11 protein-coding genes and 1 tRNA gene are annotated in these 10,685 nt (G+C 70.5%); 8 read left to right on the plus strand and 4 right to left on the minus strand.

The window, feature by feature from the left end; all coding sequences use genetic code 11:
* Positions 1–188: 188 nt before the first annotated feature.
* Together EAO72_RS28685 and EAO72_RS28690 are read right to left on the minus strand one after the other, a co-directional pair.
* Positions 189–965, minus strand: coding sequence for an ECF subfamily RNA polymerase sigma factor, BldN family (locus EAO72_RS28685; RefSeq protein WP_024490754.1), 777 nt, complete (start codon positions 963–965; stop codon positions 189–191).
* Between the two features lie 348 nt (positions 966–1,313).
* Positions 1,314–2,258 (minus strand): HAD family hydrolase, encoded by a 945-nt coding sequence (locus tag EAO72_RS28690; protein ID WP_148020055.1) that lies wholly within the window; start codon positions 2,256–2,258, stop codon positions 1,314–1,316.
* A 149-nt stretch (positions 2,259–2,407) separates the two neighbouring features.
* On the opposite strand from EAO72_RS28690, the gene EAO72_RS28695 reads away from it, so the two are divergent.
* From EAO72_RS28695 to hemB, 7 genes are all read left to right on the plus strand, one after another.
* Complete coding sequence (locus EAO72_RS28695; protein WP_148020056.1) at positions 2,408–2,683, plus strand: glutaredoxin family protein; 276 nt, start codon at positions 2,408–2,410, stop codon at positions 2,681–2,683.
* Positions 2,684–2,955: 272 nt separating this feature from the next.
* Entirely contained in the window at positions 2,956–3,729 is a 774-nt protein-coding gene (locus EAO72_RS28700; RefSeq protein WP_148020057.1) for a redox-sensing transcriptional repressor Rex, read from the plus strand.
* Positions 3,726–5,222: a glutamyl-tRNA reductase gene (locus EAO72_RS28705; RefSeq protein WP_148020058.1), complete on the plus strand. Its 1,497-nt coding sequence runs from the start codon at positions 3,726–3,728 to the stop codon at positions 5,220–5,222. The genes EAO72_RS28700 and EAO72_RS28705 overlap by 4 nt, the downstream gene beginning before the upstream one ends.
* Complete coding sequence (hemC, locus tag EAO72_RS28710; RefSeq protein WP_148020059.1) at positions 5,219–6,205, plus strand: hydroxymethylbilane synthase; 987 nt, start codon at positions 5,219–5,221, stop codon at positions 6,203–6,205. Before EAO72_RS28705 ends, hemC begins: the two co-directional genes overlap by 4 nt.
* Positions 6,202–7,869, plus strand: coding sequence for a bifunctional uroporphyrinogen-III C-methyltransferase/uroporphyrinogen-III synthase (locus EAO72_RS28715; RefSeq protein WP_148020060.1), 1,668 nt, complete (start codon positions 6,202–6,204; stop codon positions 7,867–7,869). Before hemC ends, EAO72_RS28715 begins: the two co-directional genes overlap by 4 nt.
* A 112-nt stretch (positions 7,870–7,981) precedes the next feature.
* Positions 7,982–8,053 (plus strand) — tRNA-Val (locus EAO72_RS28720).
* 77 nt (positions 8,054–8,130) lie between these two features.
* Positions 8,131–9,129: a porphobilinogen synthase gene (gene hemB, locus EAO72_RS28725; RefSeq protein ID WP_148020061.1), complete on the plus strand. Its 999-nt coding sequence runs from the start codon at positions 8,131–8,133 to the stop codon at positions 9,127–9,129.
* 34 nt (positions 9,130–9,163) lie between these two features.
* On the opposite strand, the gene EAO72_RS28730 is transcribed toward hemB, so the two are convergent.
* Both EAO72_RS28730 and EAO72_RS28735 read right to left on the minus strand, forming a co-directional pair.
* On the minus strand, positions 9,164–9,403 hold the full coding sequence (locus tag EAO72_RS28730) for a DUF397 domain-containing protein (protein WP_148020062.1): 240 nt from the start codon (positions 9,401–9,403) through the stop codon (positions 9,164–9,166).
* Positions 9,400–10,185 (minus strand): helix-turn-helix domain-containing protein, encoded by a 786-nt coding sequence (locus EAO72_RS28735; RefSeq protein WP_261991658.1) that lies wholly within the window; start codon positions 10,183–10,185, stop codon positions 9,400–9,402. The genes EAO72_RS28730 and EAO72_RS28735 overlap by 4 nt, the downstream gene beginning before the upstream one ends.
* A 152-nt stretch (positions 10,186–10,337) precedes the next feature.
* On the opposite strand from EAO72_RS28735, the gene EAO72_RS28740 reads away from it, so the two are divergent.
* On the plus strand, positions 10,338–10,685 hold a 348-nt coding region (locus tag EAO72_RS28740; protein ID WP_148022095.1), incomplete at its 3' end, for an ATP-binding protein.

The raw sequence follows: 10,685 nt of genomic DNA on the forward strand, positions 1-10,685 counted from the left end.
TGTGGGTCCGGAAGGTTGCACACCTTGAGCGCATCCACACGATTGAGTGAGTGTCTGCGGACAGGGGGTGACGACAGGGAGCCTGCAACCGGCACAACGAGCGGCGCGGCATTGGGGTTACGCACGAAAGATGATCGGACCAGTGCGTGATGAACATATCGCCGAGCGTCACTCGGTCCGGGATGGGGTCAGCGGGCATCGTCCGGAAGGAGCCGGGCGAGGGTGCGGACGGCGCGGTACTGCAGGGTCTTGATCGCGCCCTCGTTCTTGCCCATCACCCGGGCGGTCTCGGCGACCGAGAGGCCTTGCAGAAAGCGCAGGGTCACGCACTCCTGCTGCTGGGGGTTGAGTCGGCGCACGGCTTGCAGCAGTGCGGCGTTGGAGAGGGACTCCAGGACGGAGTCCTCGGGGCTGCGCTCGACCTCGTTGGCGTCGAGCATCTCGCCGGTGGTCACTTCCAGTCGGAAACGACTGGATTTGAAGTGGTCGGCGACCAGGTTGCGAGCGATGGTGACCAACCAGGCGCCGAAGTCGCGGCCCTGCCAGGTGAAGGTGGAGATGCGCCGCAGGGCGCGGAGGAAGGTCTCACTCGTGAGGTCCTCGGCCGTCGCCTTGCCGCCCACCCGGTAGTAGATGTAGCGGTACACGGTGTCGCTGTACTGGTCGTAGAGGCGGCCGAAGGCGTCAGCCTCACCGGCCTGTGCGCGCTCGACGAGATCCATCATGCGCGCGCTGTCGCTGTCGGCGGTCGGCCGACGAACGGTGGACGTGGTCGTTGCGCCGCGGTTGCTGCGTCTTCCGACCGCCGCGCCGCGTTCGGCCAGGGCGTAGCAGGGGCCGGCAGGTGCAGGGGTGGCAAAGGCGGGTACGGCGTACGCGGTGGGGACGAAGCCGCGCAAGCGGTCGCCGACCGTTGCGCGCAGCGTAGCCAGGCCCGAGGCGTCAACCCCGACGTGTGGGTACACGGGACTCCCAGAGGCAGAGCTTCCATCACGTGCAGTGCGAAACCGTCACTCGTCGTAGTGAGTGGTGGGTTCCGGAATGCGTCTGAGGAGAATAACGCTTCGTACAGGCAGTGCTACACCCAGTTGCTCAAATCACCGATTACGTCGCTTCTGTAGCGACTATGCGATGCATCAAGTAGCACATCGTGATCGGTTATTGATCGGAATACTTCGAGATCTGTCACAGGCCGCGACGGGTTGTGGTCGAGTGCGGGTAACCCGACTGGCCGGAGCGGTCGGTGGGTATGGGGTTCCGATTGGCGGCGGAGGCCGGGCGTGGCCCGGCCCCGGCGGCCCGCGGCCGGGCAGTCAGTGGCGGCGGCGGTGCAGGGCGACGGCTGCCGCGGTGCCGCCGGCGAGGGCGCCCACGCCCGCGGCGGCCGGGATGCCGACCTTGGCGGCCTTGCGGCCGGTCCGGTAGTCGCGCAGCCGCCAGTCCCGGGCGCGCGCGTGCTTGCGGAGCTTGGTGTCCGGGTTGATCGCGTACGGGTGCCCGACCAGGGACAGCATCGGGATGTCGTTGTGCGAGTCGCTGTACGCCGCGCAGCGGGCCAGGTCCAGGCCCTCGGCCGCGGCCAGGGCGCGTACCGCCTCGGCCTTCGCGGGGCCGTGCAGGGGTTCGCCGACCAGGCGTCCGGTGTACACGCCGTCGACCGATTCGGCGACGGTGCCCAGCGCGCCGGTCAGGCCGAGCCGGCGGGCGATGATGGTGGCGGTCTCCACCGGTGCGGCGGTGACCAGCCAGACCTTCTGGCCGGCGTCGAGGTGGGCCTGGGCGAGCGCGCGGGTGCCGGGCCAGATGCGGTCGGCCATGTACTCGTCGTAGATCTCCTCGCCGATCGACATCAGCTCGGAGACGCGATGGCCCTTGACGATGGACAGGGCGCTGTCGCGGGCGTCCTGCATGTGTTCGGGGTCCTCGACGCCGGCCAGCCTGAACCAGGCCTGCTGCCAGGCGAACCGGGTGAGTTCGCGGCGCTCGAAGAACTTCCGCTTGTACAGGCCGCGGCCGAAGTGGAAGATCGCGGCGCCCTGCATGACGGTGTTGTCGAGGTCGAAGAAGGCGGCGGCCCGGTCGTCGCCGACGACGGGGAATTCGGGTTCCCCGTCCCGCGCGGCGCCGTCCTCGGCGGCGGCGGACTGTTCGGCGTCGAGCGAGGACTTCCGCGCTGCCTCCGCCGCCGCTTCGCCTGCCAGCACGCTGCGTGCTGTCGCGGAACGCCTACGCGGTGTGAGCCATCCAAGAGCGGCCATGCCGTGAGCATAGCCAGTCACCGCGCTCCTTCCCGACCTGCCGGGATGCGGCGGCGTGAACTCTCGGAGACCGACGCGTTAAACGGGCGATTCCCGGGCGTACCGGTTCAAGGGTGGAAGCGGCCCGGGAGCGGCGCAGAATGAGAGGTATGAGTGCCCTGCTGCGTCGTACGAAGAAGAAGCCCGCCGACCGCGTGGTGACCCTGGTCGGGAAGCCGGGGTGTCACCTCTGTGACGACGCCCGGGCGGTGGTGCGGACGGTCTGCAAGGAGACCGGCGCTTCCTGGGAGGAGAAGGACATCACCCGGGACGAGGAGCTGTACAAGGAGTACTGGGAGCAGATCCCCGTGGTGCTCGTAGATAACGAACAGCACACGTTCTGGCGGGTGGACCCGGTAAGACTGCGCAGCGCGCTGCTTTCCTGAGCGAAACCTGGTTACCATCGTGGGCGTTTTGAGTGGTCTCGGGGGCGTGGCTGTGAGGAGTGTGTTCCGCTTTGCCCCCTTCGGGCCTGCAACGGGCTGATGCGATCCGTGGTTCCTGGATCGCGGGACGAGTGCGCGTGACCCCGGTCACTTTGACCGGACAAAACGGACACTATCTTTGTGCACGCGTTCACAAAGACATAGCCTGCATTCGACGGGGCGGTCTTGGGACATACGGCCGCCTGCAGCCCCGCTCATCCCGCAGGAGCACCGTGGCAACTGGCCGAAATCACCGACCGGCGACCCGTAGCCGAGGAATTCCCGAGGCCACCGTCGCCCGACTTCCGCTGTATCTCCGTGCGCTGACCGCGCTCTCCGAGCGTTCGGTCCCCACGGTCTCCTCCGAGGAGCTCGCCGCGGCGGCGGGAGTCAACTCCGCGAAGCTGCGCAAGGACTTCAGCTATCTCGGTTCGTACGGGACCCGCGGCGTCGGCTACGACGTCGAGTACCTCGTCTACCAGATCTCGCGCGAGCTCGGCCTCACCCAGGACTGGCCGGTCGCGATCGTCGGCATCGGTAACCTCGGCGCGGCCCTCGCCAACTACGGCGGTTTCGCCTCCCGCGGCTTCCGGGTCGCCGCGCTGATCGACGCCGATCCCGCGATGGCCGGTACGCCGGTCGCCGGGATCCCCGTCCAGCACGCCGACGACCTGGACCGCATCATCAGCGAGAACGGCGTCTCGATCGGTGTGATCACGACCCCGCCCGGCGCCGCCCAGCAGGTCTGCGACCGGCTCGTCGCCGCGGGCGTCACCTCCATCCTGAACTTCGCCCCGACCGTGCTCTCGGTGCCCGACGGCGTCGACGTGCGCAAGGTCGACCTCTCCATCGAGCTGCAGATCCTCGCCTTCCACGAGCAGCGCAAGGCCGGCGAGGACGCCGCGTCCGCCGACAGCGGCCCGGACCCGGCCGCGCCGCCCGTGCGCGCCGCGACCAGCAGCCGGAAGGGACCCGACGGGGACATGCCCGCCGTGATGCCGGCATGAGTCTCCTTGTCGTAGGGCTGAGCCACCGCAGCGCCCCCGTCTCCGTGCTGGAGCGGGCCTCGCTGTCCGCCGACAGCCAGGCCAAGCTGCTGCAGGACACCCTCGCCGCCGAGCCCGCGGCCGAGGCCGCCGTCCTCGCCACCTGCAACCGCATCGAGCTGTACGCCGACGTGGAGAAGTTCCACGCGGGCGTCGCCGAGCTGTCCACGCTGCTCGCCCAGCACAGCGGCGTCGGCCTGGACGAGCTCACTCCGTATCTCTATGTGCACTACGAGGACCGGGCCGTCCACCACCTGTTCTCGGTGGCCTGCGGGCTGGACTCGATGGTCGTGGGCGAGGGCCAGATCCTCGGCCAGATCAAGGACGCGCTGGCGCTGGGGCAGGAGCTCCACACCGCCGGCCGGCTGCTGAACGACCTCTTCCAGCAGGCCCTGCGGGTCGGCAAGCGCGCCCACAGCGAGACCGGGATCGACCGGGCCGGGCAGTCGCTCGTCACCTTCGGCCTGGAACAGCTCGCCGACGGCCGCGACCCCGAGGCCTGGGCGAAGGGCAAGCGCGCCCTGGTGATCGGCGCGGGCTCGATGTCCTCGCTGGCCGCCGCGACCCTGGCCCGTACCGGAGTCGCCGAGATCGTCGTCGCCAACCGGACCCGTGCCCGCGCCGACCGCCTGGTCGAGATCCTGGGCCAGGCCGACGGCACCGGCGTGGCCGCCCACGCCGTCGACATGGCCGCGGTCTCCGACGAACTGACACGTGCCGACGTGGTCGTCTCCTGCACCGGCGCCACCGGCCTCGTCCTGAGCGCCGAGGCCGTCGCCGGAGCGCTCGGGCTCGACCCGGCCCCCGCGTACGAGGCGCCCGCCGCGTCCGTCACGGCGGCGCCCGTCGAGCCGGACGAGCAGCACGCCGCATGGGTGGAGAACGGTTCCGCCACCGCGACCGCGCAGGCCCGCGCCGTCCGCCGGATCCCGGCCCAGTCCACCGGCCCCGTCCGGCTCGCCCTGCTGGACCTCGCCATGCCGCGCGACATCGACGGCGGCGCCGCCCGCCTCGACGGTGTGCGCCTCGTCGACATCGAGTCGCTCGCGGAGGCGTCCGCGGACGCCCCGATGGCCGCCGATGTGGACCAGGTGCGCAGCATCGTCGCCGACGAGGTCGCCGCCTTCGGTGCCGCCCAGCGCGCCGCCCACATCACTCCCACCGTCGTCGCCCTGCGCACGATGGCCGCCGGAGTGGTCGCGGGCGAGATCGCACGCCTGGACGGACGCCTCCCCGACCTGGACGAGAAGCAGCGCGCCGAGATCTCGCAGACCGTGCGCCGCGTCGTCGACAAGCTCCTGCACGCGCCCACCGTGCGGGTCAAGCAGCTCGCCAGCGAGCCCGGCGGCGCCGGGTACGCCGATGCGCTGCGGGAACTCTTCGACCTCGACCCGCAGACGGTCGCCGCCGTCTCCCGGGCAGACCTGAACGACCCGAATCGAGGGCGGTCATGACCGACAACTCACCCCTGGGCGCGGGGTCAACCCAGCCGCTGCGGCTGGGGACCCGGCGCAGCAAGCTCGCCATGGCGCAGTCCGGCCTGGTGGCCGACGCGGTCAGCGAGGTGACCGGGCGCGCCGTCGAACTCGTCGAGATCACCACGTACGGGGACACCTCCCGCGAGCACCTCACGCAGATCGGCGGCACCGGCGTCTTCGTCGCCGCGCTGCGCGACGCGCTGCTGCGCGGCGAGGTGGACTTCGCTGTCCACTCGCTCAAGGACCTGCCGACGCAGCAGCCCGAGGGCCTCGTGCTGGCCGCCGTGCCGGTGCGCGAGGACCCGCGCGACGCCCTGGTGGCGCGCGACGGGCTGACCTTCGAGCAGCTGCCGTCCGGCGCCCGCATCGGCACCGGCTCGCCGCGCCGCATGGCGCAGCTCAACGCGTACGCCCGCAGTCACGGCCTCGATATCGAGACCGTGCCGATCCGCGGCAACGTCGATACGCGTATCGGATTTGTACGAAGCGGTGAACTCGACGCGGTGGTACTTGCCGCGGCCGGGCTCAGCCGCCTCGGACGGAGTGGTGAGGTGACCGATTTCCTGTCGGTCGACACCGTTCTGCCCGCTCCCGGCCAGGGAGCACTGGCGATCGAGTGCGCTGCCAGCAGCGCCGACCTCGCCGCCGCGCTCGCCGAGCTCGACGACCCGTACACCCGGGCCGCCGTGACCGCCGAGCGTTCCCTGCTCGCCGCCCTGGAGGCCGGCTGCTCCGCACCTGTGGGTGCGCTGGCCGACCTCCTGGCCGACGGCCAGGCTGTCAACGAACTGCGCCTGCGCGGTGTCGTCGGTTCCATCGACGGTTCCTCGCTGGTACAGATGTCCACCACCGGTCCCGTCCCCACGTCGCACGACGACGCGGCGGCCCTCGGTCGCGAACTCGCGGCCGAGATGCTCGCCAAGGGTGCGGCCGGTCTTATGGGGGAGCGAGCACTTTGAGCCCCACCGGCCACGCCGCATCCGATTATCCGGTCCTGTCCGCAGGGCACGTCACCTTCCTCGGCGCCGGTCCCGGCGACCCGGGACTGCTGACTCTGCGCGCCGTCGAGGCGCTTGCGAGCGCGGACGTTCTTGTCGCCGAGCCAGACGTTCTCGGCGTCGTCCGCTGCCATGCGCGGGCAGGCGTAAGCACGCCTGAGCTGACGGTTGTTGACGCGCAGTCAACAGCCGCCGGTGTTCCCGTTCTCAGGGATGCGGTCAATCTTGTCATGGAGGCCGCGAAGGGCGGCAGGCGGGTCGTCCGTGCCGTCTCCGGTGACCCCGGCCTCGACGGCAACGCGGGCGGCGAGATGCTGGCCTGCGCCGCCGCGGGCATTCCGTTCGAGGTCGTGCCGGGCGTCGCCAACGCCGTGGGCGTGCCCGCGTACGCCGGGGTGCCGCTGCGCGACGCGCAGGGCGCGGACGTCCGCTTCGTCGACGCCCGTACCGCCTCGGACCGCTGCTGGAGCGAGGTCGGCGCCAGCGACTCCACGTGCGTGATCTCGACGCAGCTCGACGCGGTGGCCGCGGCCGCCGGCGAGCTGGTCTCGGCGGGCCGCAAGCCCGACACCCCGCTGACCGTGACGGTCGCCGGTACGACGACGCGCCAGCGCACCTGGACGGCGACGCTCGGCACGATCGCCCAGGTCTTCAAGCAGGGCAAGATCCTGCCGTCGCCGGACGGGCACCAGCCGGTCATAGCCGTGGTCGGGGAGCGCAGCTCCGCCGCCCAGCGCGACCAGCTCGCGTGGTTCGAGTCCAAGCCGATGTTCGGCTGGAAGGTGCTCGTGCCGCGTACGAAGGAGCAGGCGGCGTCGCTCTCCGACCAGCTGCGTTCCTACGGCGCGGTGCCGCACGAGGTCCCGACGATCGCCGTCGAGCCGCCGCGTACGCCGCAGCAGATGGAGCGGGCGGTCAAGGGCCTGGTCACGGGCCGCTACGAGTGGATCGCGTTCACGTCGGTCAACGCCGTGAAGGCGGTCCGGGAGAAGTTCGAGGAGTACGGGCTCGACGCCCGTGCCTTCGCCGGGATCAAGGTCGCGGCCGTCGGCGAGCAGACCGCCGCCGCGCTGGTCGACTTCGGTGTGAAGCCGGACCTGGTGCCTTCGGGCGAGCAGTCCGCCGCGGGTCTGCTGGAGGACTGGCCGCCGTACGACCCGGTCTTCGACCCGATCGACCGTGTCTTCCTGCCGCGTGCCGACATCGCCACCGAGACGCTGGTGGCCGGGCTCATCGAGTTGGGCTGGGAGGTCGACGACGTCACCGCGTACCGCACGGTCCGCGCCTCGCCGCCGCCCGCCGACACGCGTGAGGCGATCAAGGGCGGCGGGTTCGACGCGGTGCTGTTCACCTCGTCCTCGACGGTGCGCAACCTCGTCGGCATCGCGGGCAAGCCGCACAACGTGACGATCATCGCGTGTATCGGCCCCGCCACGGCGAAGACCGCCGAGGAGCACGGCCTGCGCGTCGACGTCCTGTCGCCGGAGCCCTCGGTGCACAAGCTGGCCGAGGCCCTCGCCGAGTTCGGCGCGCAGCGCCGGGACGCGGCGAAGGAGGCCGGTGACCCGGTGACGCGGCCGAGCGAGCGCCGTCCGGGTGCGCGGAGGCGTCGTACGACGACCTGATCCGTCCGGTGTGGTGCGTGCGGGGCCCGGCTGCTTCTTCGTGAAGCGGCCGGGCCCCGCCCTTTTCTTCTCGCGAAGCGGTCCGGCGGGCGTGTGGCGTCCCCGTCGGAGCAGGGCTCGTCGCAGTGGTCGTCGCGCCCTCACGACATGTGGGAAGACGCCGGTTCGAATCCGGCCGGCCCTGTTCCGTCCGCAGCGGCGGGGGTTTTTCCGGCCCGGGTGTCGGTAAACCGGTGATGTGCGCGGGTCTAGTCTCGAAGGATGACTGTGTACGGAAACTTCCCCGGCTCTCGCCCCCGACGGCTGCGGACGACCCCCGTGATGCGGCGGATGGTCGCCGAGACCCGGCTCGACCCGGCGAACCTGATCCTGCCCGCGTTCGTCCGTGAGGGCATCGACGCGCCCGTCGCCATCTCGGCCATGCCCGGCGTGCAGCAGCACACCCTGGACACCCTGCGGAAGGCCGCCGTCGACGCGGTCTCCGCCGGCGTCTCCGGGATCATGCTGTTCGGCGTGCCTCTGGACGAGAAGAAGGACGCCCGCGGCACGGCGGGCACCGACCCGGACGGCATCCTCCAGCTCGGTCTGCGCGCGGTGCGCGAGGAGGTCGGTGACGACCTCGTCGTCATGTCCGACCTCTGTCTGGACGAGACCACCGACCACGGCCACTGCGGCGTGCTGACCGAGGACGGCCGCGTCGACAACGACGCGACGCTGGAGCGGTACGCGGAGATGGCCCAGGTCCAGGCCGACGCGGGCGCCCATGTGGTCGGCCCCAGCGGCATGATGGACGGCCAGGTCGGCGTGATCCGCGACGCGCTGGACCAGACCGGGTACGAGGACGTCTCGATCCTCGCGTACACGGCGAAGTACTCCTCCGCGTTCTACGGCCCGTTCCGCGAGGCCGTCGGCTCCTCGCTCAAGGGCGACCGCAAGACGTACCAGCAGGACCCGGCCAACCTCCGCGAGTCGATGCGCGAACTGGCGCTCGACCTCGAAGAGGGCGCGGACATGGTCATGGTCAAGCCGGCCGGCCCGTACCTGGACGTCCTGGCGAAGGTCGCCGACTCGGTGGACGTGCCGGTCGCCGCGTACCAGATCAGTGGCGAGTACGCGATGATCGAGGCCGCTGCGGAGAAGGGCTGGATCGACCGGGACGCGGCGATCCTGGAGAGCCTGACCGGCATCCGCCGGGCGGGCGCGCAGATGATCCTGACGTACTGGGCGACGGAGGTCGCGCAGAAGCTGCGGCGCTCCTGACGGAGGCCGGGGCGGCCATTGACAACCGGGCGGCTCAGGAGCCGATGTGCGCGGCGAAGGCCGTCCAGGTGGTGGGGGCGAGGGTGAGCGTGGGGCCCTCGGGGTTCTTGGAGTCGCGGACGTGGACGGCGGCGGGGTGGGCGGCGATCTCGACGCATTCGCCGCCCTCGCTGCCGCTGTAGCTGGACTTCGTCCAGTCGTAGGCGACTTCGAGGCACTCTCCGCCGTCGCTGCCGCTGTAGCTGGACTTGAACCACTCACGTGCGGTGCTCATAACTCTCCTAGCAGCCGGTCCAACAGGCCTTTCGTGTCCTCGATGTTGAGGGCCTGCGTTCGCAGCATCGCATATTTCTGCGAGAGGATGCTGATCTCGTCCGGGTCGGAGATGAGCTGGCTGCCGCGCTGAGTTTCGGTGTAGGCGATGCGTTGATAGTCCGGTGTTTCCAGCAGGATGAACGGGCCGTCGAGAGCCGCGTGAGTGGTCCGGGCCAGGGGCATGACCTGGAGCGTGATGCCCGGCGTTCCGGCGTAGGTCCGCAGGTGGTGCAGCATCTCGCGATACGCGTCGTCGCCGCCGAGGCGGTCCCGGACGATGGCCTCGGAGATGACGAAGCTGGTGGTGGGCGGCACGTCTCGGTGCAGGATTTCCTGCCGGTCCAGACGCTTGGCGACATGCGCGTCGATTTCCGCCCTGCTGAATGTGGGCACTCGGCTGCCGAACACGGCCCGTGCGTAGCGCTCGGTCTGGAGCAGACCCGGCAGGACCTGATTGGCGAAGAAGCAAAGGGCGAGCGCGCTCCGCTCCAGGTCCATGTACTCCTCCGCCCACGCCGGGATCAGGTCCACCTCTGGCATGTTCTCCACCGCCGTCGCCAACGCCTTCTTCGTCTCCAGCAGGGCGTCCATGCGCTGCGCCAGCGGCGGTTGGAGGGCGCGTCTGCCCTGCTCGATGGAGGCGATGGTCTCCGGCTGGGTGCAGGTCTGCTCGGCCAGTTGACGCTGGGTCATCCCGGCGGCGGTGCGGAACTGGGCGACCAGCGCGCCCACCAGCCTCATCGCCGACGCGTTCTTGCGCTGCCGCTTCCTGGGTTGCATACGGTCCCCACTTCCCGCCCGCGTTCGTACTTCACGCGCGCCCGACCCGTACAAGAAATGTGTACGGGCGCGCGCACTGCGACAGCATAGTCACCGAGTGTGACGATCGTTCCATGAACGAGACGATGCAACTCCCGCTGCTGCGCGAGCGGTTCTTCCGGCGGGAGCGCCGGTCGGTCCGGGAGGCCCGGGAGTTCGTACGCGGTGCGCTGGCCGACTGGGGGTTCGGCGAGGTGATGGCGGGTGACGTGGTGCTGTGTGTCAGTGAGCTGTGCACCAACGCGCTGGTGCACGGGGTGCCGCCCGGGCGTGGGTACCGGTTGGTGCTGTGGCTGCGGGACGAGGGGCAGCTCCGGGTCGAGGTGCACGACAGCGGCGACGGGGAGCCCGGGGTGCGTGAGCCCGACGGGGAGCGCGGTGGTCACCTCGGGGTCGGGCTTCAGATCGGCCGGGACGAACGT

Origin of the sequence: Streptomyces sp. OR43, assembly GCF_008042275.1 — a bacterium.
Lineage (GTDB): Bacteria > Actinomycetota > Actinomycetes > Streptomycetales > Streptomycetaceae > Streptomyces.

Coding starts and splice junctions, on each gene's coding strand:
- EAO72_RS28690 (WP_148020055.1), bottom strand. CDS start 2,258: ATGGCCGCTCTTGGATGGCTCACACCGCGTAGGCGTTCCGCGACAGCA.
- EAO72_RS28695 (WP_148020056.1), top strand. CDS start 2,408: ATGAGTGCCCTGCTGCGTCGTACGAAGAAGAAGCCCGCCGACCGCGTG.
- EAO72_RS28705 (WP_148020058.1), top strand. CDS start 3,726: ATGAGTCTCCTTGTCGTAGGGCTGAGCCACCGCAGCGCCCCCGTCTCC.
- hemC (WP_148020059.1), top strand. CDS start 5,219: ATGACCGACAACTCACCCCTGGGCGCGGGGTCAACCCAGCCGCTGCGG.
- hemB (WP_148020061.1), top strand. CDS start 8,131: ATGACTGTGTACGGAAACTTCCCCGGCTCTCGCCCCCGACGGCTGCGG.
- EAO72_RS28730 (WP_148020062.1), bottom strand. CDS start 9,403: ATGAGCACCGCACGTGAGTGGTTCAAGTCCAGCTACAGCGGCAGCGAC.
- EAO72_RS28735 (WP_261991658.1), bottom strand. CDS start 10,185: ATGAGGCTGGTGGGCGCGCTGGTCGCCCAGTTCCGCACCGCCGCCGGG.